Here is a 23,145-nt window from a genome sequence, read left to right as displayed (position 1 = left end):
TATAGTTTATAAGCGAAGAACGAACGATTGCCCAAAGGAGAGGAACGATGAACAAATTCAATGAAATTTTTTTAGACTTAGAAAAGAAAATCTTAGACAAAGAGTATCCTCCTCATACTTTACTACCTAGTGAAAATCAATTGATCAAAATCTATGGTGTTTCACGGGAAACAATTCGTAAAGCACTTAATCTATTGACAACAGAAGGATATATCCAAAAGAAACAAGGAAAAGGATCGATCGTTTTAGACCGTAACCGCTTTGATTTTCCTATTGCTGGATTGACAAGCTATAAAGAGCTTCAAGAAAACCAACATATCCCTAGTGAAACGATCGTGCAAACACTTCAAGAAACAGTAGTCGACAACGAATTACACAAAGTAACTGGCTGGCCAGTCAATACACCTGTCTGGCATTTAGTCCGCCAACGGAAAATCAATGGCGAAGTCGTCATTTTAGATCGAGACTATTTGTTAAAAGAAACCATTCCTACTTTGACCAAGGAACAAGCAGCGAATTCGATTTATGAATACTTTGAAAATGAGCTAGATCTCTCCATTGCCTATGCCCAAAAAGAAATCACCGTCGAACCGATCGATGATAGTATTTCAGAATCAATGGACCTCCACGACGATCCTTACGTCGTAATTGTTCGCGGACTCGTCTATTTAGAGAATACCGAATGCTTCGAATACACCGAATCAATCCACCGCCTCGACAAATTCCGGTTCGTGGAATTTGCACGAAGAAGAAGGTTGTGAGAAAGCCGTTCAGCTCCGAATAGTAAGACGAAAATTGAGAAAATAGCTCTTCATATTTTTTCGATTTTTGACTTATTATTGAAGGAGTTGGCTTTCGAACACCGTTTATCTAGGTTGTGAAAGAAGCGGTTAGCACTAAGGCAGAAGACAGAAAAATCAAAAATGGCTGTTTCATTTTTGATTTTTTTGGCTTGTGACCGAAGTGTTGCTTCTTGAACACCGTTTATCAAGGTTGTAAGAAACCCCAGTAGCTCGACGTAATTAGGTAGCAAGTAAAACCTGTTCGTTAAATTTCCGCTAAATCGCTAGGCTATCCTCCCTACTTAAAGCAGATTGTTTGCTTCTATTTCAGATGGCAGTATGATTAGGAGACAAAGGGGGCAGTATCAATGAGTAAACCAACCGACACAAACAAAGAGGACTTAAAAGAAACATTATCTCCGATTTCTTATGCAGTGACACAAAAAAATGCGACAGAACGTCCATTTACTGGAGAATACGACGACTTTTATGAAAAAGGGATCTATGTCGATATCGTTAGCGGCGAACCGCTTTTCAGTTCTGCAGAGAAATATGATGCAGGCTGTGGCTGGCCAGCTTTCAGCCAACCCATCAGCAGAAAAGACGTCAAAGAAAAAGCGGATTTTTCTCATGGGATGCACCGAGTCGAAGTAAGAAGTAATGAAGCCGACTCCCATCTTGGACATGTTTTTAATGATGGACCCGCAGATAAAGGTGGCTTACGCTATTGCATCAACTCTGCTGCATTGAAGTTTATCCCTTATGAAGAAATGGATGCTGCTGGTTACAGTGAATATAAATCAATTGTCGAATAAGTCGAATGTGATCAAATCACATCGCTACGAAAAATAAGCCTGAACCTCCGAAAATTGTTTTAATTTCTGGAGGTTCAGGCTTATTTTTGAAGGTGCGACAGAACTTTTATATGATCAAGATTCTTAATACTCATGCCCTTGGAGATTGCCCACTTCTTCAAACCCAGCAGCCTTCCCCTTTTGATGAAAGATCTCTTGCTTGTTTTCTCGGACAATCAAGGTCATCTCTGTACTCGCTTTTTCACGGATGATCCGACTCATTTGACCTTGTTGTGGCGCCATCAACGCATGCCCTTCTTTTGCTAACACTTGTATTTCTAGTTCAATATTTTTTTGCTGTATTCGAATGATCAGATGGTCCTCTTCACGGAAAATCTCCGAAATTTTGGCTCCATCATAGGTGGATAAGCGATATTCTTCTTCACCGACTTGTAAAACCGAAATGATTCCTAAAAAACGGAAACCTAAAAACGGGATCTCAGCTGCGGAAAAGAAAAAACGAGCATCTGAACCAGTAAACTGGTTGCATTGGACCCATAAATAGGTTGCGGGAAATGAACTTCCCCAATCCTTTTCTAAATACCCTATTCCATTTGTAAAATCAATCAATTGACCGTTCCAACTCAACGATCCTTTTAACGAATGCTTCATGCTTAAAATTCCGTGGTAGCATTCCATAAAAGATAAATAAGAGAAAGGTCCCATGATACTCGGGGCATAGCGACTCCTTTTTAACGGAGTAAACTCTCCGTAAGAAATCGTTCCTTCGATCGTCAACGAGGGGCTACGTAAAGCTAGTGTGATTCCTTCCTCGCTAAATGTATTTTCACCGATTTTCACAAACAAACGATCTTCGCTTGCCATGAAGACTTCACGATCAAAATGAAAGACTTCCGAGGACTCATGATTGATCACTTGGATAAACGGGCACTTTTCGCCTTGTTCTCCAATGGAGTACCCCGGAATAAATGCGTAGACTTCATCGCCGATTTGATGCTTAAAATACCAACCTTCAAAGAACGGCGCTTTTTTCGTTTCACCATGATAAAACTTATCCGTTGTAATCACCTCGTCCACTCCCTTCAGATAAATTAAGTTTACCATGTTTTTTTATAGCTTCTAGCCGATACGCTTGAATCCAGGTCATGAACTAATATAATTAGAAAAAACACATGATCCGTTTCTTGCTACTCGGATCATGTGTTTTTGATTTTATTCACCTAGATACAGATGTCCGCGATTTTAGGACAAAAGATCTGGCCATTTTTTCAACGCCTGATTGACTGCGCCGATCGGAAAGCCGACAATACTATAGTAATCGCCAGAAATCGACTCTACGAAAGCCCCTGCGTAACTTTGAATGCCGTACGCCCCAGCTTTATCACGATGATCGCCAGTTGCTAGATAGCGCTCAATCTCTTCATCGGTCAATTCATAAAAAGTGACTGATGCATGGGAAAGGATGCACTCTTCTTGAGTCCCATCAGTTATTACGACGGCTGTGTAGACGTCGTGTGTCGTACCACTGAATTTGCGTAACATCCGTTTTGCCTCATCATCATCCTCTGGTTTGCCAAGGATTTCGTTTCCTAGAACTACGGTAGTATCACTAGCAATAACTAACGTTTCTTCGCTTTCTTTTTGCACAGCCTCCGCTTTTTCTGCTGCCATGCGTTGGACGTATGCAAGCGGGTCCTCATTTGGCTTAGGCGTTTCATCGATATCTGCCGGTTGGATCGAAAATGCTGGCACTAATCTTCCGAGCAATTCTTTTCTTCTAGGCGACTGTGAAGCCAATACTATTTTCATCAAAAACTTCCTTTCCGAATCTCGCGGATCAATGCGGATCTTGGATTCGTTTAAACATTCGTTCCATGTCTGAATTCGTAAAGTGGATCAATACCGGACGACCATGAGGACAGTTGAACGGATTCTCACATTTTGCTAAGTCTTTTAATAAGACCCTCGCTTGTGCTTCGTTCAAGTAGTGATTCGCTTTGATCGAGCGTTTACAGCTCATCATGATTGCTGTGGCTTCTCTGAATTTCTTCACACTCACTTCACCAGTTGTCAATAACATGTCGATCATCCCTTGAATGATCGATTCTTCTTCCCCACTTGGATACCATGTCGGATGCGCTCTTACGATAAAACTATTCTGACCAAATTCTTCCAGATAAATGCCTGCCTCTTCTAATAGTTCTTTCTTCTCTTTTAGCTTGATTGCATCACTATTAGGATAGTCTAAAACAAAAGGAACGAGTAATTCTTGCAAATCATCTGAAACATCGCCGATTTTTTCACGGAAATATTCATATTTGATCCGCTCTTGCGCAGCATGTTGATCAATGATGTATAAGCCTTCATTGCTTTGGGCAAATAGATAGGTCCCATGCATTTGTCCAAAATATTCAAGATGTGGGAAACGTTGTGTTGGTACTTCCTGCTCGACTTTACTGATTGCTTTCTCCAAAATTCGGCTATCGTGACTCATATCAAACTCGGGATGCAACTTGCTTTCTTCTTGCTCAAAGCTTGGTTCTTCCTCTATGCTTTTCTCTTCTACTGATGCTGTTCGTTCTTCTTGTACTGAGTAGTTATCAACAGTGGATAAATGATTTTGCTGAAAGTTATCCACTGGTTTTTCTACAAAGTTATCAACACTTTCACCAGAGTTATCCACCGTTTTTTCTTCTTTTTCTGGATAATTCAGTGTATCTTCAGAAAAAATAGAAGAGTTTTCAACATTTTCCACAGACTTATCAACAGGATAGGCTGATTTTTGTGGATTTTCTTCCACGTAAAATGTACCTGTCTGGCGATCAAAATTTAAACTTTGGGGTTTCTTTGGTGGTTCCTCAAACGCATAAGAAAGATCGATTTCGATTTGTTCCGTTTTAGGTTGATCGGCGATTTTTTTTTTGAAACGTAAATTGTCTGCTGCACTAGGAATCAGATTTTCTTGACTGAGTGCTTGTTGAATCGCTTGTGCAATCAATTCAGTCAATTCTTTTTCCTTCGATAGACGAACTTCTTGCTTCGTTGGATGGACATTCACATCGACAAGCAACGGGTCCATTTTGACTTCTAAAACAGCAATTGGAAAACGACCAACCATCAGTTTAGAACCATAACCTGCCACGATTGCTTTGTTCAAGGAAAAGTTCTTGATAAAACGACCGTTGATGATCGTTGAAAGATAATTACGACTTGCACGAGTGACTTCTGGTAAAGAAATGTAACCAGAAACTTCAAAATCTAGATCTTTTGCTTCAACCTTCAACATTTTTTTCGCTGTCGCCAAACCATAGATTCCGGCAATCGTTTGTTTCAAATCTCCGTTACCAGCTGTTGCTAACATCTTGTTGCCATCATGGACTAAGCGAAAGGCGATGTCGGGATGGCTCAACGCTAGTCGATTGACGATATCGCCTATATTCGCCAATTCCGTTTGTAATGTCTTGACGTATTTTAACCGTGCAGGCGTGTTGAAAAACAAATTGCTCACTGTGATTTTCGTTCCTTGTCTCAATGGAGCAGGACGATGTGTCAACACTTCCCCACCTTTTAATTCAAGATAGGTCCCTTGTGTTTCATCTTGATTGGCTGTCTCGATCGTCAATTCAGAGACAGAAGCAATACTAGGAAGAGCTTCCCCTCGGAACCCTAATGTCCGAATGCGGAACAAGTCATCACGGTTATGGATTTTACTCGTTGCGTGACGTTTGAACGCATTTTCAACGTCTTCTGCTAAGATTCCTTCACCGTTATCGATGATTTGGATTTTTCGTAAACCGGCTTCTTCTACGAGAATATCGATTTGAGAGCTATGGGCATCAATGGCATTTTCAACAAGTTCTTTCACCACAGAAGCGGGTCGTTCAACGACTTCTCCTGCGGCGATTTGATTGGCCAAGCGTTCGGATAATTCTTGGATCTTCGCCATCGATCAGCACCTTCTTCCTATAATTGTTTTTGCAGTTCGTACAATTTATTCAACGCATCCATTGGCGTCATTTCTAGTAGGTTCAACTGTTTCAATGCAGCAATGATTTGCGTTTCAGCTTCCGTTACTTCACCAAATAAAGATAGTTGTTGACTCTCTTCATTGACCTGATGGCTTGGTTGGTTGGTTTGTGACTTAGGATAGTCGCTTTTTTTCGTGACAGATGCTTCAAGTGCAGAGACATGGTGTGTCGTTTCTCCTGATTCTAAAAAGGCTAAGATCGCAGAGGCACGTGACAATAATTCATCTGGTAGACCCGCGATTTTAGCTACATGTATCCCGTAGCTTTTATCTGCCGGACCGTCCATCATCTTGTGTAAAAATACCACATCGCCATCTTTTTCGACTGCGCCAACATGAACATTTTTCAGTTGCGGCAATTCTGTATCAAGCACCGTCAACTCATGGTAGTGCGTAGAAAACAACGTCTTGGCTTTGACGTGTTGATGAATGTACTCGATGATGGCTTGTGCTAATGCCATTCCATCGTAAGTTGCTGTTCCTCGACCGAGTTCATCAAATAAAATCAAACTGTTCGGCGTCGCATGACGCAACGCTTGGTTGGCTTCCATCATTTCCACCATAAAGGTACTTTGCCCCGCAATCAAATCATCACTTGCACCGATTCGGGTAAAGATCCGATCAAAAATCGGCAGCACTGCTTTTTGCGCCGGAACAAAACAGCCCATCTGAGCCATCAATACCGTCAATGCTAACTGTCGCATATACGTACTTTTACCAGACATATTAGGACCAGTGATCAACAAGATCATTTCTTCTTCCGACATGATCACGCTATTTGGGATATATTCTTGATGCCCTAACACTTTTTCTACAACCGGATGACGTCCTTCTTCGATCACTAGTGTCTTTTGGTTCGTCAATTCTGGACGAACATATTGATAACGCTCACTGATCGTTGCAAAACTTTGTAAGACGTCTACAGTACTCAATGATTTTGCTAAAGTTTGCAATGGCTGGATTGCTTTTTTCACTTCTTCTCTAACAGCTAAAAAGAGTTGGTATTCTAGATCGACTGATTTTTCTTCCGCTTCTAGAATCTGTGTTTCTAATTCTTTTAATTCAGGAGTGATAAATCGTTCTGCATTGGCTAACGTTTGTTTACGTTCATATTTTTCCAGTTCGGCATTCATCAAATTCGCTTTCGTGATTTCAATATAGTAACCAAACACTCGATTAAACCCAACTTTTAAATTTTTGATCCCTGTACTTTGGCGTTCGCGCGCTTCTAATTCTGCTAACCACTGTTTGCCGTTTCTCATCGCAGAACGATAGGTGTCTAGCTGTTCATTGAAGCCGTCTTTGATGACGTTTCCTTCAGTGATTTGTAAAGGTGCATCTTCTTGGATCGCTTGTTCGATCAACTCAACTAATGAATCCATTGGCTGCATATCTGTTAATAACTCTGACCATTGTCCTTGATCGATGCCTTCAATCAGCCCGCGAATCATCGGTACTTGTTGCAATGATGTTTTTAACTGGATCAAATCTCGACCATTGACGTTACCAAATGCGACACGTCCAGCTAAACGTTCTAAATCATAGACTTTCGTCAACGCACTCTGTAAATCAAGACGTTCAAAATAACTATTGATCAGCGATGCCACCATTTCTTGCCGAGCATTGATCTGATGGGATTGGATCAGCGGACGATCAAGCCATTGTTTGAGCAAACGTCCTCCCATTGCTGTTTTGGTTTCATCTAATAACCATAGAAGTGTGCCGTGTTTTTTTCCAGTACGGATCGACTGGCTTAATTCTAAATTGAATTTAGAATAATAATCCATCTTCAAGAAATGATCTGGTTGGTATTCGACCGCTTTTTGGATATGTGCCAAACTTCTTTTTTGGGTGACTGCTAAATAAGTAAGTAACTTTCCAGTCGCTTCCTTCTCTAATTCATCCGTCAACTCACTCGTTAGAAAATTGAATTCTGCATTTTCTTCTACACTTTCTTGTTTTGAGAAGACTAAGCCAAGTCTTGTGCTTAGTTGTTCATATAACGTTTCACTGATCTCTGTACCTAGAATCAATTCTTTTGTTTGTAACGCAGAGGTTTCGTTCAAGACAGCTTCTTCGTCAAGTAAGCGGGCTGTTTTTAATTCGCCTGTACTCAAATCGGCATAAGCAAACCCAAAAGCGGAACCTTGATTGACCACCGCCGTCAGAAAGTTGTTGTCTTTGGCTGATAATCCTTTACTATCCATCACTGTTCCAGGAGTCACTAATTGCACGACTTCTCGTTTGACCATTCCTTTAGTCGTCTTTGGATCTTCGACTTGTTCACAAATCGCTACTTTGTAGCCTTTTTCGATCAGACTGTCGATATATCCTTGTGCAGAATGATGCGGTACCCCACACATCGGGATTGGATCATCCGCATTACGATTTCGACTAGTTAATGTCAGTTCTAAGATTTGTGCTGCTTTGACAGCATCTTCGTAAAATAATTCATAAAAATCTCCGAGACGATAGAACAAAAAAGCATCTTGGTATTGTGCCTTGATGCTTAGATATTGTTCCATCATTGGAGTGTTCTTAGTTTTTTGAGGCATTATGCTCCTCCTCTATATACTCATTGATTTCATTTTGGATCATTTGAGTCAAGTGTTGCAATAACTCATTTGCCTCCACCAGTTGACGGCGGTAAGCAATCACTAAAGGATAGTCGTCGATAGATTGTGTCAGGACTTCGATCCGTTTGATTGCTTCTTTTTCTGCTTCTTTTTGTCCATAATGCGCATATTGTACTGCATCTTTTTGCGCTTGCTTCAATGCTTCTGTTTGTTGATTCAAGTAACGACTATGTTTCACTTTATGTTCCAATTCTTGATAACGTGTGATCGTTTCATTCTTCTTTAAAAGAGTCGCCAATTGGTCGACTTCTAATTGGATCGTCGTTTTGTCCTGCACATTCCCTCTCGCTTTCTATTCTCTGTAAGGGCGGTCATCGTTGATTTGGATCAATTGGATATCTTTTGCTTGTCCTGTCTGGTCGTCGATGTCCAAGATACAACCACTTAAAAGCCCACGACCTTGTTCCACCACTTCAAAACGCTTTGGTAAAGCCGTTAAAAATTTTTCAATGACTGGTTCACGACGCATCCCTAAAATCCCATCATATGGACCCGTCATACCAACATCCGTCAAATATGCCGTTCCTTGTGGCAAGATTCGCGCATCGTTCGTTTGAACGTGCGTGTGTGTACCGACTACAGCAGACACTTTTCCATCTAAAAACCAGCCCATTGCTTGTTTTTCACTCGTCGTTTCTCCATGAAAATCAACAAAAATGATCGGTGTTCTTTTCCGAGCTTCTTCGACTAACTCGGTCATTTTACGAAATGGATCATCTAAATCAACCATAAATGAACGAGCTTGCATATTGATGACTGCCAGTTCCAATTGATTGACTTTGACAAAAACGATTCCTTGCCCTGGCGTACCTTCTGGAAAATTTGCTGGACGAACCATTTTTTTCGCGTCATCGATAAATTCAAAAATATCACGATTGTCCCACGTATGATTCCCCATCGTCACGACATCTACGCCATCTTGCAGAAACTTCTTATAGATTTTCTCTGTGATCCCACGACCTGAAGCCGCATTCTCACCATTCACGATCGTCATTTGTGGACGATATTTTTTCTTCAAGCGAGGGAGATATTCTGTGATCATTTCTCTACCCATCGCACCTACTACATCACCAATAAACAATACCCGCACACGATTTCCTCTTCTCTTCTAACGTATCTTATATTATAAGTGTTTTAGTAAAGAAAGGAAAGAGGTTGTAATAGAAGCTGTTTTCTAGAATAATCAGAAAGGCAATTTGGAACTTGCTAGCAACAGCTTTTTCTATTCTTATCTCTCACTATGTAAATTGATCAAAATTTATTTTTTTACTAAGTAAACAATAGACAGTGCTATACCTATGAAGGTCATGAACCAAAACAGCAATTTCAAAACCAAAACGACGTTTACGATGATGTCTCCCATGATATCACCTCCTATTTTAAAGAAGTATGATAGTAACTATCTGATAATATGATAACATATCGTTTATATATCATACAAAACTCAAAAAAGAGAGGACATTCAATCAGAAAAATCCTGTTGCATGCCCTCTTTTTAACTAAAATTATTGTTGTATGAACTTTGCAATTTAAATCAAAGCTAATTCTTTCAAAGCCTTCCAAATACCATCTTGATCATTCGTATCTGTCACCATTTTTGCTTCCGCTTGAACTTCTGGTACGGCATTCCCCATTGCCACCCCAATACCAGACATGCGAAGCATTTCGCGATCATTTTGTCCGTCACCAAAACTGATGACGTCTTCTGGCGCAATCCCTACTCGATTGGCTAGGTTCATGATCGTTACCGCTTTTGAACCATCGTGTGGCACCACATCGACACTATTTTCGTGCCAACGCACAAACCGAATACGATCATAAGCGCTGAATTGTTGATCATAGGAATGGTCAAAGAAAGCTAATGCTTGATAGACATCCTGTTTTTCAACAAAGTATTCGTCCAATTCTGGTAAATGTGCACCAAATGAATGCATCGCATCTTCCATCATATCGATACGATTAGATGAAAAGCGTTTGATTGAATCTAAACTAACAAATGCTGTATCAATATCCTTTTCTTGCGCTTCTTGAATAAATTGGTGTAATTGTTCTTGATCCAGCAAATTTTTATAGACTTGTTCATGATCCAAAAATCCGGCTGCACCGTTACATAGAATATAATTGCTAAATGCTAGATCACGGATAACTTCTTGTGCGTGAAAGCGACTACGCCCTGTAGCAATCGTCACTAAATGTCCATCTTTACGCAGTTTTTCCAAGGCTTCCCTTGTACTGTCCAATGCCTGTTTGTTGGAATCTAACAACGTGCCGTCGATATCAAAAGCAATTAATTTGCGTGTCATTCTATCTCGCCTCTCTATAAATACTTACTTGCTTCTCTCGTTGCAAGCTTGCTTAATTCTTTTGTCAATTGTTCTTTTACCCAAAGTGGATTTGTTTTGCTATAGTCCCGCAACGCCCAACCAATAGCCTTTTGAATAAAAAATTCCTTTGTTGAACGATCTGCGTCAATCGCTCGTTCGAGTAGAGCGACATCTGTCTCTTCTTTGAACCCTAGTTGCAGGGTGATCGCAATTCGTCTTAACCAAAAGTCTTCTTGACCTTCAAATAATTTGAAAACCACATCAACTTCTTGGTGAAGTTTTCCCCACGTGCTGTAGACTTTTTGCCAAGAATCAATACTGTCCCACCATTCCTTCTGTGAGACAAGCTCAAGTAACCATACTAAGTTATCAAAAGAAAGACGCTTGACGTTCTTTTGGACTAAATCGATCGCTAAATACTGATACTCCCGTTCTTCCTGCATATAATAATCTTTTACTAATAAAAGTAAGTCTGAAATAGGTATCTCCTGGCTTTCTTTTAAAAGAGCCTTTTGTAGTAACGCTCTTTCTGGCTTAGGAACTCCTGCAAATCGGAAATGATGCTTCATGTAAGCTTCCATCTGCTGAGCTTTTTCTTTATTATTCGGAAAAACAATTGTCTCCAAGGGATGGCCTCCTTCGATTTTTAAAGGAACGAACTAGTCAACATAGGATGATTTTGATTGATTCAACCATGCATAACCTAAACCAATGACTAAACCACCACCAACGTAATTCCCAATCAACGCAAAGGAAAGATTGTGGATCACATTACCAACAGTCATGGCATCCATCTGCCCACCTGAAACAAAATAAGCTAATGTAAATGCCGGGAAGTTGGCAATAACGTGTTCATAGCCTAAAAAAGCAAAAATGAAAATAATGAAAACAATCGCTAAGACTTTCCCTGCATCATCTTTCATTCGCATACTAATCAATACCGCTGTATTTACTACAATGTTGGCAAACATTGCTTCCACCAAAATGGTTGTTGTCGGTTTCGTCAATTTGACTGCAATCGACTCTAACATATAATTATCCATCGGCAGATCTTGGAATGGTGTCGTCAAAGAAATTAAAAAGCCAAATAATACCCCACCAATCAAGTTAAATAAAATACAAGTAAACAGAATTTTTGCAGCTAGACCTAATTTTAACCGCTTACGTTGGACCCCGACCGACATATAAAGCATATTTGAGGTACCAAGTTCAGCATTCATGTATAAAATCATGACTAACGACCAACTAAACATAAACGCATAAAGTATCTTTCCAAATCCATGAGCAATATGCTCACCTTTGATTGCAATCGAAAAAGCAACAGCAGTTCCAAGTGTCAAGAACAAACTGGCTAATAAAGCACGCACGGCATAACGGGCGTAACTATTTCCGATCAAATCAACTTTCTTTTCGATTGATGCCTCAATCTTTTCAAACAACGGTGATACTGGGTTCATCTCTTTTCTCCTTTAAGATTTGTTCAATTATTTTCATGCTTTTGGCATATACCCTCTTATTCTATAGACAGAACTGGGGTTTGTAAAGCTTTTTTGCTACTTATTCTCTTGACATTGATAGGTCATATCGCTTATACTGTAGTTCGTGTAAAATAATGCAGCAGAAAAATAATAACTCGTCCCTAGTTTGTTGCCCCGCTTCGGGTTCAATTGCGTAACCGCGGCTGCAAAGGTGAAGATTGAAGAACAAACTATACGATTATGAATTTTTTAACGGATTATTTTACTCCAAAAAATATAGTTATCTATTGGAGGAAATTTTAATGTCTCGTTATACAGGACCATCATGGAAAATTTCTCGTCGCCTAGGTATTTCATTATCTGGCACAGGAAAAGAATTAGCACGTCGCCCTTACGCTCCAGGTCAACATGGACCAAACAGCCGTGGCAAACAATCAGAATACGGTATGCAATTAACTGAAAAACAAAAATTACGTCATATGTACGGTATGAACGAACGTCAATTCCGTAACTTGTTCGTTAAAGCAAGCAAAATCAAAGAAGGTAAACACGGGGTTAACTTCATGATCTTACTAGAACAACGTTTAGACAATGTTGTTTATCGTTTAGGTCTTGCAACTACTCGTCGTCAAGCACGTCAATTAGTTAACCATGGTCATATCATGGTTGATGGCAAACGTGTTGATATCCCTTCATACCACGTTGCAGTTGGTCAAGTGATTTCAGTTCGTGAAAAATCACAAAACATCTCAACTGTAAAAGAAGCAGTTGAAGCAACTGTTGGACGTCCAGCATTCGTAAGCTTTGACGCTGAAAAATTAGAAGGTTCATTGACTCGTTTACCAGAACGTGACGAATTGTACCCAGAAATCGACGAAGCACTTGTCGTTGAATACTACAACCAAAGCCTATAATTCAAAAAACTTTGGTACAAAAAAAACCGGCTATCCTTTGGATAGCTGGTTTTTTTAGGTTGTGAAAGAAGCGCTCAGCACTAAGGCATAAGCCAAAAAAATCGAAAATGGCTGTTTCATTTTTGATTTTTTTGGCTTATGTCCGAAGTGTTGCTTTTTGAACACCGTTTATCAAGTTTGTGAAAAAGACGGGTAGCTCCAAGTAATAAGGCAATACCTGAGAAAATAGTTCTCTATATTTTTTCAGGTATTGCCTTATTATCGTAGGAGTTGGCTTTTGAACACCGTTTATCGAGGTTGCGAAAAAAGCGTTTTGGCCTGAGCAGTAAGATAGAAAATCAGAAAATAGCTGTTCATATTTTTTGATTTTTTGGCTTAATGTTGAAGGTCAGCTTTTTGAACACCGTTTATCGAGGTTGTGAAAAAGCTGATTAGCTCCAAGTAATAAGAAATAATGTCCCCGTGTCTTTTCTTCGCTCGGACACACATAAAAAGATAGACCTCAAAACAACGTACGTATTCCGTTGAGTCGAGTGCTATCTTTTTATGTTGGCTTTAGCAGGTTCAGTTGTATCCATGACTCGAACAATAGCAAGAGAAATCAATTTGTATTCGCTACTTGGGTGATAAAACAGCTAAGTTTTTGATGTTCTCAATCGTTCTCTGAAGATACAGCTTTTAACTGCCACTTCCCACTTGGTTTAGACGAGGAAAAGAACATGTCCTCTACAGTGTGATGCTTCAAATTTCATAAACTGTCTCGCATCATTGCTTTTCCAATGAAATGTGTCCTTTAAGCAAGCAACTGCTTAGTTTCTCCCTTTATCAATGGTGGATAGACATGTTAACTTGTCACTTTCACAGTTGCTGATTATTGGCACATTCATTCGTCAAACAGCTTTTAGTTACCCATGGCAAATCGATGAATGTTCACTGGCCGTTTCAACCAACAAACCAGTTCATTGACTAGGTTGGGCACCTATCTGTAGAAAGATCATGAATGATCATCCTCATTTTTCTATGTGCCAAAATATAGTTGATTATGTTATATAAAAATTATATCACGTATCAAAACACTTGCTATTCATACTTTTTCTCACATTTGGAAATATTTTTGTACTCTTACTTCTTATGTGCGTTTTCAAAATATATCATAAAGAGACTTTACATTTATTTTCTCTTCCTCTATAATTTCGTTAACCACAAAAATAAAAAAGGTTGACAAAAGGAGAACGGATGACAAAATCATTAAAAGAACTTATACTCGTTGCCGAATTTACAGCAATCATTGCAGTCCTCTCACAATTTACTATCCCATTAGGTTTGGTTCCTCTTACTGGCCAGACTTTTGCGATTGGCTTGACCGCCACATTTCTTGGGAAACGTGCTGGTACTCTCGCTGTTTGTATGTATCTCTTATTAGGATTGATCGGACTACCCGTCTTTTCTGGCATGACTGGGGGAATGGGCATCTTATTCGGACCATCAGGCGGCTACCTTTTTGGTTTTATTCTTCAGTCTTTCGTCATTGGTTGGTGGATTGAGAAGACCAATTCTCGCTTTTTCCACGCTTGGTGTGCCAATCTATTCGGCTCTCTTCTTGCTTTAGTTGTAGGTACGCTTTGGTTATCATTTAGTAGTCATTTGTCCGTTCAAACTGCGCTATTGAGCGGATTCGTCCCATTCTTGTTGCCAGAGTTGCTCAAAAGTACGGGAGCGGCTTATGTTGGCACTACTTTAAGAAAAAGATTACGGTTCAACATTCAAAAATTAGTTTAAAAAATTAATAGGATAAAAAAGAAAAACTTTAAAAATAAGCGATATCCGCCAAATAGAGCAACTATTTTTTGGCGGATATCGCTTATTCTCATAGCCAGACACTTCTATAATCATCTAGTTATACCATTTCATTTTTCACTATCAACTTATTATTCGTCGTATAGATGAAGGACAGAAAGAAAACAAAGGCTTGCAGTGGGAAGATCACCATTCGCTCCGTCAACCCTAAAATGTTCCATCCTTGTGCCATTCCAATTGGATTCAATGCGCCAAAGAAAGTGATCAATATGGCGGTTGCAATACATATTTTTCCTAACGTACGTAGTTTTTCTTGTTTAAGATAACCAAATCCAATAAGGAATAAAGACGATATAGTAGTAAATACGACAATGATCGTCACAACAATATGCATCGTATTTTGGAAATTCATATCCGCCTTATCGCCTGTCAATGGAAATAGTTTATAGCCTACCACTGTAGTGCTTGCCATCACAAGAAAAATCAGATAACCGATCCGAGTCATCCCATGATACTTTTCAAAGGCGGTCACGACCATTCCAATGACAAACAGTAAAAAGCCTATACCATAGATAAGCAGGATCATATTCAATAAATTCGCATTTGGCGCACCAACGGCGGTTAAAGAACTGATGTCTGTCGTGATTGGATCATATGATTCCCAAAGGTATTGCCCAAGAAACACATGTACAAAATAAGCAACTACACTAACCATTCCAAGAGGCATCAACCAATCGATCACTTTCATACGTTTCCCCCACTTATTCTTCTTTCAGCTATTTAAGCAACCATCCACCATCGATTGGAACGATTGCTCCATGGATATAACTCGCTTGAGGCGTCGCAAGAAATAACGTCAATTCTGCTACTTCTTCCGGCTGTGCCCAACGCTTAACAGGCGTTTCTTCTGCGACCCATTTGGCCATCTCTCCGTCACCTGCAAAATCAGCTGCATTCATCGGTGTTTGGATGGCGCCTGGTGCGATGGCTTTTACACGTATTCCTTGCGCAGCATAATCAAGCGCTAACTGTTTCGTAAATCCAATGATTGCATGTTTGGCACTCGTATACGCGATCCCACCACCGCCAGCCACCATACCTGCAATGGAGGCCATATTGATGATCGTTCCCGTTTGCTTTTCGAGCATATCAGGCAACACTTGTTTTGTTAATCGAAAGAGACTTTTTACGTTGACCTCATAGATCCGATCCCAAAGTGTTTCGTCTGTGTCTAATAAAGGCTTGTAGCCATCAAGAATCCCTGCGGTATTCAATAAGATTGAAATATCGCCGACTTTTTCATGACACGTAGTGACTGCTTGTTCAATCACTTCTTTTTGTGAAATATCACCGAGAAATGAGATAAAATGCGTAGGATATTGTATGGCTAGTTCTTCCATCTTACCTAATTTCAGATCCACACCAAATACTTTCGCTCCTTGATTTAAAAAAGCTTCTGCTTGTGCAGCACCGATTCCTTGAGCGGCACCTGTCACAAAGACGACTTGATTCGCTAAGTCCGGATAATGATTCGTCATTCAACGATCATCCAATCTTCTGCTAGAATATCGCAAACGGTTGGCGCAAAGCTAGAAAATCCTTCGTCGCTCGTTTTGATCAGAAAATAAGGCGTTACTGGACAACCATCAAATTCATCATCGGATACTAGAACAACATATAATTCAAATCCACTCCAACCTTTTCTAATAACCTTTGCACCTGTTTTTAACTGTGGCAATACTTCTTCAAATGTCATGATTTTTTCTCTCTTTCTTTATTTGGATTTCTTTAATTTTATCAAATAAACGGATATAATCCGAGAGTTCAAGTTCATCTGTAACGATGAAATAGTCTAGATCCGCCCAAGGTTTGCGATGGATCTTGCTTGTGGATAGTAATAGATCGACCTCTCTTCCTCGATAATCCGCTGGTAAAAAGTACAACTGATACTCCTCTCTGAAAAAGTGCCTTAGGTTTTCTTTTAGTAATTCTTCTTCAAAAAGAGGAAAGTCCGTCATCAGTAAAATAGTGACTTTTGGTAATTGTCGATCAAAAACACGCATCGTTTTTAACACGGTTAGATACCTTCGCATCAAGAAAGTCGCATTCTCATAGACCCACTCGTCTGCACGTTGTGTTGCACGATTGAAAAAATTCAGCAACCATTGTTTCAATGACTCATTTTCACTAAGGAAGTGTCTAGAAAAATTGCTACCTTCCCCATCAACCATTTCCTTCGCATGAGGAAACAAGTACGCGAACAGATGACTACTTAGCAAATAGTTCTCTGCTTCTTTGGTGAATGATTCCTCGGTCAACTGCTTTTCTTCACAGTATGCTGCTAACGCATTCTTCATTTCTAATAGAGCTATAAAAGGAGCGGTTTGTTGTTTTCGGTGAAAAGCAAAAATCTGCTGACGGATTCCTGACGATTGATAATATTCTTCTCTGGTCATCAGCACTAGAAATAGTGCACCTAATTCTTCTTTCCCTTGGAAATAGTTTGGAAAAAAAGGCGCCATCCACTGACTAAATGCTTCAAAGAGTGGATTTTTTTCAATCAACTGTCGTTTTTTATTATTTAAAACCACAAAATGTTTTTGGGATTTACGTAAGAAAAATGCACCTAACATATACTCTAATCGCCGTTTCTTGATCTCATTCAACCGAACATCAAAAAACTGTAAAATCTGGTCCGCAATTTGTTTGACGTCCTGTTGTGGAATAGTTTCGAAGGGCCAAACTTTACCACGAAATAACTGCCAAAAAGTCATATGTAGGTATAATCGAATGATTTCTTCTTCCCCACACGCAATATAGCTTCCTCTTTTGAGTTGGATACCATACCTCGAAAATTGTTCTTTCCAATCATTGATTTTCCGATGAGCAGTTGACTCACTGATATAATGCTTTTGTGAGAATTGATACAGCGTATGAAATTCTTCAAAAAAAATGTCGTGCAATAGCTGGTATTTAAGCGTACTTTGCACGAGGTAAATCAAAAAGCGTTCACGTTCAATCGAATCAAGAGAATCATAAAAATGATAACCCGATCGATGATTCTTCGTGAATAAAGATTGCTCTTTTCCACTGAATAATTGATAATTTTTGATCAATTCAACTAAATATCTGGTTACACTTCGTGCGTCTAGTTGAACCTTTTGTGCAAGTTGTGCCGCTGTGTGCCCTACCTGATCCTCAAAGCTTTCGAGTAAGAGCACTTTGTAATATAAGTCTTTGTCAAAACGTTTTAAGTACTCAGAAGACAAATACAACGACTTCACCCCTTATCGACTATTTTCCTCATTGTAGCATATAATCCTTATTGAAACACCAAAACAGACAAGCTAAGGAGGCATTCAATTAAAGTAATTCCCTTCTTTTTGTAGACGATTCACTCACAGTGCATCGTGCGATTATTCGTTCCATTTCAGTTTCATTTTTTCTGAAATTTTCAAAAAATGTTTGTTGATAGCGACAATATTTGATAAAACTCACTATTTATTTTTGATATATTTATAGTTAGGGTTGGTGTTTTGTGTCATAGGGTTTTATCAATGTGTCGACTGTTGCTCGGATTTCTTTCTATAAAGAAGTCGTTTTTTATTTTGCACTTATCACGACAACAGAAGTACACCTCTTACGGAACACTTCACCCGCTGTGTTGTTGTTTCTTTTTTATATTTCAATAAATTTATGGAGGGTATTATGGATTATTCACTTATGACCCGTCTAGCGGCGGAACTACTTGGTACAGCATTATTGATCGTTTTAGGTAATGGTGCTGTCGCAAACGTAGATTTAAAAGGAACAAAAGGATATGGCAGTGACTGGATGCTGATTGCTGTTGGTTATGGTTTTGGTGTGATGATGCCAGCAATGATTTTTGGTGGCATTAGCGGAAATCATATCAATCCGGCATTTACGATTGCTTTAGCCTCTAATGGTTTATTCCCTTGGGCAGAAGTCGTACCTTATATCGTTGCACAATTACTTGGAGCAGCTCTTGGACAATTGATCGTGGTCGCTTGTTACAAACCTTATTACGATCAAACTGAAGATGTAAACCATGTCTTAGGAACTTTCTCAACTATCAACAGTGTTGGTTCTAAATTCAATGGTTTCGTCAACGAATTCTTCGGTTCATTCGTCTTATTCTTTGGCGCATTAGGTATCACAAAAGCACCTTTCTTCCAAGATAACTTAGGAACAGCTCACTTAGCTCTTGGTTTCTTAGTTTGGACATTGGTCGCTTCACTAGGAGGTCCTACAGGTCCTGGATTGAACCCAGCACGTGACTTTGCACCTCGTTTGGTTCATGCGTTGTTACCATTGAAACATAAAGGTTCTTCACAATGGGATTACGCTTGGGTTCCAGTTGTGGCACCGATTTGTGCCGGTATTGTAGCAATATTTCTCTACAAAGCATTATTTATGGCATAAAATTAATGAATACTATAAAAACGGAAATCTTTGGAAGCAATTCCTTAGATTTCCGTTTTTTATTGATTTCAAATCTAAAAATCATTCTCGCAACCATTAGTTGGCAGAACGCAACACCTAGATGGTAGCTCCGCAACTGATAAAATTGTTACAATAGAGTCAGAAAAGAAGGGAGTGTTGACGATGGTCATGCCAGAAAGAATACAACACTTGAGAAAAACAAAGGGGCTATCTCAAGAGGAACTTGCAGATACGATGGGCGTTTCAAGACAAGCTGTATCTAAATGGGAAAGCGGACAAAGTACACCAGACTTAGAAAAAATAATTTTAATGAGTGAATTTTTTGGAGTAACAACAGATTATATTCTAAAAGGAATCGAAACTGTAGAGAATAAAGACGAACAAAGCAAAGAAATAATAAGTAAGATTCTTTACATCTCATCCACAGCCTTTGTTGCAATTGGTCTATTCAGTGCATTTTCTGGATGGTATGCAGAACAAGCCCTCGAAGATGTTTGGGGTTCAATGATTATTCAGGCAGTTGGAATTGCTGGCTATTTTATTGGAAAATTATTATCAAAAGAAAAAGCCCCCTTATCTGTTGATTGGCTTAATATCATTGGAATCATCTTTATGCCAGTTTCTATGTTTGTCGGATATCTTTCAATATTTGTTTTCAATCAAGGCCAGGTAGCACCTTACCCAATCGGCATGACTCATACTTTACTTTTAGGCTTGGTACTCTTCGTGTTCGGCGTGATAAGTTTTATCTTTATCAAAAATAAGAATAAAATCTCGGTTAGATAACTCAATACAAAGGCATCTCATTCCTTTTTGAATAAGGTGCTTTTTGGTTTGACTTGGTGAAAAATATTTGAATACAAAAAACCGAAGTGTATAACTATTCACTTCGGAGTAGATTCTACTATAGATATATATTTTTTCTATGTCCTACTTCTAATGCTAAAACAATCAACTTTTCATCATCAATCTTTGTAATGACGCGATAATTTCCTATTCTGTATCGCCATTTACCTGCGTAGTTCCCCACAAGTGGCTTACCTGTATATCTAGGATTTTTTGTGCCTTCGATCTGTTTATGTAACCATCTTAATATAGTTGTTGCTTCGAATTTGTCTAGTTTTCTTATTTGCCTATCGAAGGTAGGAGTTGTTCTTACCGAGTAGCTCATTTTTTTTCACCTATATCATACTCCTCTAAAAGAACAGATAAATCATTTGATTTTTTATCTTTCAAATACTCTTCATAGGCTAAATCTCCTATCTTTGCATCATACGCATCTTCTAAAGCATCTAATGTTTTTGTTTTAAGTAATTCAGAGAGACTCTTTCCTTCAAACTTAGCCATTTCATCCAAAAATTTTTTCTCATCTTCTGTCACACGAACTGTAATTGTTGCCATAATATTCCCCTCCTCTGATTTAATTCATAGGCACTTTAATTATAACATACCCTCGAACGAAAGAACACAATTGTGTTCACTTATCGAGATGATTTTTCATCTACTCATCCATAGAGAAACAAAGAATATTCTTATCGTCTATCCCCCTAAATAAGTGTAGAATAGGGTCGTAGCTTGTACATCAAAGAGAGAATTCAACTCATTATGGACACAAATAAGACAAAGGAACGATTAAGTGTCCATTTAGACAAGTGAATTGAAAAAAGAAGTTGGCAGCTTATTGTCTGATACATCGCTAGATTACACGATCGATGAAGTTGCCGGACAGGATTGGTGGAATAAAGTAGCGGAGATCAAGAATAAATGGGAATGATCGATGAAGTAAAACTAAAAAATACATAAAAAACCACCAAGTGTCATCTAAATCGATACTTGGTGGTCTTCAAATTTTCAGTAAGCAATCACTGTTACTGCTTGTTCAAACTCTTTTTTCAAATGTTGTAACTGGTATTCTTTAAATTCTGGACGATGCGTTCGTAATAATACGCGTAATTTCATTGGATTGTAACGATCAATCAATTGATATTCATCGATAAAATCTCGTGTCAATTGCCATTCGTAATAATAGCCAAACGGCCGACAACTATACGTCGTTCCTTGGAGTACTTTATCCTCAAACCGTCGATGCGTATGCCCAAAGACGACTTGTTGAAGATTATCGTATTGATCGAGTAGTTTTCCAAATGAAGCTGAACCTAAGAACGCATTGAGTTGGTTCCAACGTTCATAAGGCGCGTTTTGGTAAACAATGAATTCTTGTTTTGGGACAAAATGTGTTGACAAGATCACATTCATTTTCTTTTTGTGTAGCGTATCCAATAATGATCGTGTTGCTTCTACTACTCGATCATTCACTTCTAGATCCGTTCCATCTCGCTCAATCAAGCGGTCATACCAGTACAAACGCTTCATCCGCACGATTTTCTTCACGTCTTTTTCTTCTGAGAATTGGTAATCATACCAACCGTTGATGCCTAATAACACGGTTTTCTCATTTAATGGAATATAGCGCTCATTCAAAAAATGGACGTCTGGAAAATGACTGATCATTGCTTCGCCAGTAACATCGGCTAACTCATGATTGCCAAAATGGAAAGTCGTTGGTAGTCGCTCTGCAAAAAATTCAGCGACTGCGACACAACGATCGACTTTATTGGCGGTATCCCCAGCCAAATGAAGCCGAGTAATCTTTTTTTGTTGTAAGACTTCCCATAAGAGCATTAATTCAGCTTCGCCAAATTGATTGATGTCCACATGTAAGTCACTGATGATCGCTAAATTTCCCATTCTTTTTCCTTCTAAATCTTAGATAGTTGATGTGACGATTTGGAGGTTATTTTTGATGATTCCTCCTGGTCCTTTCAGTTGCAGACTCTTGTAAGTTGGTTCTACTGCTAACGTCGTCGGATTATCCAAATAAACGAGTGCGCTTTTCTTGATTTTGATTGGTCCCATTTGGGTATCGACTACTTCAGAATATAAGCTTAGATCTGCCGATGTTTCTTTTTCTACAATAATCAGACGAAAAGAAGTATCGATTTGGCAAGTGATCCGGCTATTCGCAAATGGTCCATCTCCGTCTTCTACATCTAGCAATAATTGTTCATTGTCATTCACTTTTCCACGAAGCAGTTCTTCCGCTTCTTTTGATACGATAAATTCCATCTTAATCACCTCAATTTTAGCTTAATGATTTTTGTACGAAGTTGCAACTAACTTGTTTTTGGGTGACCTTCCAACCAAGCTTTTTTGGTAATTCCTTTAAGAACGATTGAAATGATTTCTCCTTTTTCTCGTTTTGCATCAGGAATCACAGCTTCTTCTCTCATTCCTAACTTGTCCATCACTCGTCCCGATTTACTATTTTTCGTATTATGATAAGCAAAGATCCTTACGAGATCCATTTTTTCAAAGCCCAATTTCAGAAGCGCTTTTCCAGCTTCCGGCATGATTCCTTTTCCCCAATACTTTTTATTTAAAGCGTAACCTAATTCAGCCGTATCATCGCCTTCTTGTATCCGCAAATCGATCGTACCAATCATCTTGCGGTTTTCTTTCCATTCAATAGCATATTTTCCAAGCGGTGATGCCATAAAAAAATTCGCAACACTGATTTTTGTATCTTCGATCGACTGATGTCGAGGGAAAACAAAGCGGGTCGTTTCTACATCATGGGCATATTCAAATATATCTTCTACGTCTTCCAATGTGATTGGTCTTAAAATCAGACGTTCCGTTTCTATGACACGATTTTCTGCAAACACTAAGTTTCGATTGATCAATAATTCCATGTGCATCCCCTACCTTTTCCTTTAGTTTAAATTACTGTATCGAAATTCACGGAAAGAAGCAAGACAAAACTTAATATCTCCTTAAAATAACAGATTAAATATTGATAAACGAAAAAACTTAAACAATTGCTGAAAAAGAATAATTATTTGTTCACG

The 23,145-nt window shown here is 39.0% G+C and carries 24 protein-coding genes; 6 read left to right on the top strand and 18 right to left on the bottom strand.

Annotation, left to right across the window (positions count from 1 at the left end; all coding sequences use genetic code 11):
• Positions 1 to 47: 47 nt before the first annotated feature.
• Positions 48 to 761, top strand: coding sequence for a trehalose operon repressor (gene treR, locus IGJ19_RS00895; RefSeq protein ID WP_142433578.1), 714 nt, complete (start codon positions 48 to 50; stop codon positions 759 to 761).
• 389 nt (positions 762 to 1,150) lie between these two features.
• Positions 1,151 to 1,597: a peptide-methionine (R)-S-oxide reductase MsrB gene (gene msrB / locus IGJ19_RS00890; protein WP_430604298.1), complete on the top strand. Its 447-nt coding sequence runs from the start codon at positions 1,151 to 1,153 to the stop codon at positions 1,595 to 1,597.
• A gap of 123 nt (positions 1,598 to 1,720) precedes the next feature.
• Here the strand turns inward: msrB and IGJ19_RS00885 are convergent, their stop codons facing one another.
• The 9 genes from IGJ19_RS00885 to IGJ19_RS00845 form a co-directional block, all read right to left on the bottom strand.
• Entirely contained in the window at positions 1,721 to 2,665 is a 945-nt protein-coding gene (locus IGJ19_RS00885; protein ID WP_086335319.1) for a tocopherol cyclase family protein, read from the bottom strand.
• A 174-nt stretch (positions 2,666 to 2,839) separates the two neighbouring features.
• Positions 2,840 to 3,406 (bottom strand): Maf family protein, encoded by a 567-nt coding sequence (locus tag IGJ19_RS00880; protein WP_430604297.1) that lies wholly within the window; start codon positions 3,404 to 3,406, stop codon positions 2,840 to 2,842.
• 28 nt (positions 3,407 to 3,434) lie between these two features.
• Positions 3,435 to 5,543, bottom strand: coding sequence for a DNA mismatch repair endonuclease MutL (gene mutL / locus IGJ19_RS00875; protein WP_430604296.1), 2,109 nt, complete (start codon positions 5,541 to 5,543; stop codon positions 3,435 to 3,437).
• Positions 5,544 to 5,560: 17 nt separating this feature from the next.
• Entirely contained in the window at positions 5,561 to 8,149 is a 2,589-nt protein-coding gene (gene mutS / locus IGJ19_RS00870; RefSeq protein ID WP_373865789.1) for a DNA mismatch repair protein MutS, read from the bottom strand.
• Between the two features lie 13 nt (positions 8,150 to 8,162).
• A complete protein-coding gene (locus tag IGJ19_RS00865) occupies positions 8,163 to 8,537 on the bottom strand; it encodes a YlbF family regulator (RefSeq protein ID WP_071866086.1) in 375 nt (124 codons plus the stop codon).
• A gap of 15 nt (positions 8,538 to 8,552) precedes the next feature.
• Positions 8,553 to 9,350, bottom strand: a complete 798-nt coding sequence (locus IGJ19_RS00860) for a TIGR00282 family metallophosphoesterase (RefSeq protein ID WP_023518925.1) — start codon at positions 9,348 to 9,350, stop codon at positions 8,553 to 8,555.
• Positions 9,351 to 9,789: 439 nt separating this feature from the next.
• Positions 9,790 to 10,563: an HAD family hydrolase gene (locus IGJ19_RS00855; protein ID WP_071866085.1), complete on the bottom strand. Its 774-nt coding sequence runs from the start codon at positions 10,561 to 10,563 to the stop codon at positions 9,790 to 9,792.
• 14 nt (positions 10,564 to 10,577) lie between these two features.
• The gene (locus tag IGJ19_RS00850) at positions 10,578 to 11,210 is read right to left on the bottom strand and encodes a DNA alkylation repair protein (RefSeq protein ID WP_430604295.1); all 633 of its coding nucleotides are present in this window, start codon (positions 11,208 to 11,210) and stop codon (positions 10,578 to 10,580) included.
• 33 nt (positions 11,211 to 11,243) lie between these two features.
• Positions 11,244 to 12,041: a formate/nitrite transporter family protein gene (locus tag IGJ19_RS00845; RefSeq protein WP_010734405.1), complete on the bottom strand. Its 798-nt coding sequence runs from the start codon at positions 12,039 to 12,041 to the stop codon at positions 11,244 to 11,246.
• Positions 12,042 to 12,364: 323 nt separating this feature from the next.
• Here IGJ19_RS00845 and rpsD point away from each other — a divergent pair, with 323 nt between their 5' ends.
• Complete coding sequence (gene rpsD / locus IGJ19_RS00840; RefSeq protein WP_010734406.1) at positions 12,365 to 12,976, top strand: 30S ribosomal protein S4; 612 nt, start codon at positions 12,365 to 12,367, stop codon at positions 12,974 to 12,976.
• A 1,236-nt stretch (positions 12,977 to 14,212) separates the two neighbouring features.
• On the top strand, positions 14,213 to 14,755 hold the full coding sequence (locus IGJ19_RS00835) for a biotin transporter BioY (RefSeq protein WP_430604294.1): 543 nt from the start codon (positions 14,213 to 14,215) through the stop codon (positions 14,753 to 14,755).
• Positions 14,756 to 14,873: 118 nt separating this feature from the next.
• Here the strand turns inward: IGJ19_RS00835 and IGJ19_RS00830 are convergent, their stop codons facing one another.
• The 4 genes from IGJ19_RS00830 to IGJ19_RS00815 are packed head-to-tail and all read right to left on the bottom strand — an operon-like array spanning position 14,874 to position 18,048.
• On the bottom strand, positions 14,874 to 15,521 hold the full coding sequence (locus tag IGJ19_RS00830; RefSeq protein ID WP_074800047.1) for a DUF998 domain-containing protein: 648 nt from the start codon (positions 15,519 to 15,521) through the stop codon (positions 14,874 to 14,876).
• Positions 15,522 to 15,549: 28 nt separating this feature from the next.
• Positions 15,550 to 16,311 carry a 3-oxoacyl-ACP reductase gene (locus IGJ19_RS00825; RefSeq protein WP_019723414.1) on the bottom strand — a complete coding sequence of 254 codons (762 nt, stop codon included), beginning with the start codon at positions 16,309 to 16,311 and terminating at the stop codon, positions 15,550 to 15,552.
• Positions 16,308 to 16,529 (bottom strand): DUF2829 domain-containing protein, encoded by a 222-nt coding sequence (locus tag IGJ19_RS00820; RefSeq protein WP_010734410.1) that lies wholly within the window; start codon positions 16,527 to 16,529, stop codon positions 16,308 to 16,310. The genes IGJ19_RS00825 and IGJ19_RS00820 overlap by 4 nt, the downstream gene beginning before the upstream one ends.
• Positions 16,519 to 18,048, bottom strand: a complete 1,530-nt coding sequence (locus tag IGJ19_RS00815; protein WP_074800044.1) for a helix-turn-helix domain-containing protein — start codon at positions 18,046 to 18,048, stop codon at positions 16,519 to 16,521. Before IGJ19_RS00815 ends, IGJ19_RS00820 begins: the two co-directional genes overlap by 11 nt.
• A gap of 433 nt (positions 18,049 to 18,481) precedes the next feature.
• On the opposite strand from IGJ19_RS00815, the gene IGJ19_RS00810 reads away from it, so the two are divergent.
• Together IGJ19_RS00810 and IGJ19_RS00805 are read left to right on the top strand one after the other, a co-directional pair.
• Positions 18,482 to 19,216 carry an MIP/aquaporin family protein gene (locus IGJ19_RS00810; RefSeq protein WP_074800041.1) on the top strand — a complete coding sequence of 245 codons (735 nt, stop codon included), beginning with the start codon at positions 18,482 to 18,484 and terminating at the stop codon, positions 19,214 to 19,216.
• A gap of 183 nt (positions 19,217 to 19,399) precedes the next feature.
• A complete protein-coding gene (locus IGJ19_RS00805) occupies positions 19,400 to 20,023 on the top strand; it encodes a helix-turn-helix domain-containing protein (RefSeq protein WP_074800039.1) in 624 nt (207 codons plus the stop codon).
• 118 nt (positions 20,024 to 20,141) lie between these two features.
• On the opposite strand, the gene IGJ19_RS00800 is transcribed toward IGJ19_RS00805, so the two are convergent.
• The 5 genes from IGJ19_RS00800 to IGJ19_RS00780 form a co-directional block, all read right to left on the bottom strand.
• Positions 20,142 to 20,408, bottom strand: coding sequence for a type II toxin-antitoxin system RelE family toxin (locus IGJ19_RS00800; RefSeq protein WP_071868044.1), 267 nt, complete (start codon positions 20,406 to 20,408; stop codon positions 20,142 to 20,144).
• Positions 20,405 to 20,638 carry a type II toxin-antitoxin system RelB family antitoxin gene (relB, locus tag IGJ19_RS00795; RefSeq protein ID WP_071868045.1) on the bottom strand — a complete coding sequence of 78 codons (234 nt, stop codon included), beginning with the start codon at positions 20,636 to 20,638 and terminating at the stop codon, positions 20,405 to 20,407. Before relB ends, IGJ19_RS00800 begins: the two co-directional genes overlap by 4 nt.
• A gap of 450 nt (positions 20,639 to 21,088) precedes the next feature.
• Positions 21,089 to 21,985: a metallophosphoesterase gene (locus IGJ19_RS00790; protein ID WP_023518919.1), complete on the bottom strand. Its 897-nt coding sequence runs from the start codon at positions 21,983 to 21,985 to the stop codon at positions 21,089 to 21,091.
• 18 nt (positions 21,986 to 22,003) lie between these two features.
• Positions 22,004 to 22,363, bottom strand: a complete 360-nt coding sequence (locus IGJ19_RS00785) for an iron-sulfur cluster biosynthesis family protein (RefSeq protein ID WP_010734414.1) — start codon at positions 22,361 to 22,363, stop codon at positions 22,004 to 22,006.
• Positions 22,364 to 22,410: 47 nt separating this feature from the next.
• Positions 22,411 to 22,989: a GNAT family N-acetyltransferase gene (locus tag IGJ19_RS00780; RefSeq protein ID WP_010734415.1), complete on the bottom strand. Its 579-nt coding sequence runs from the start codon at positions 22,987 to 22,989 to the stop codon at positions 22,411 to 22,413.
• Positions 22,990 to 23,145 lie beyond the last annotated feature (156 nt).

The organism is Enterococcus sp. DIV1368b (genome assembly GCF_050529595.1).
GTDB classification, from domain to species: Bacteria; Bacillota; Bacilli; order Lactobacillales; family Enterococcaceae; genus Enterococcus_B; species Enterococcus_B mundtii.
Note: the sequence above shows the minus strand (reverse complement) of the source record. Positions and strands in the feature narration are given on the sequence as shown.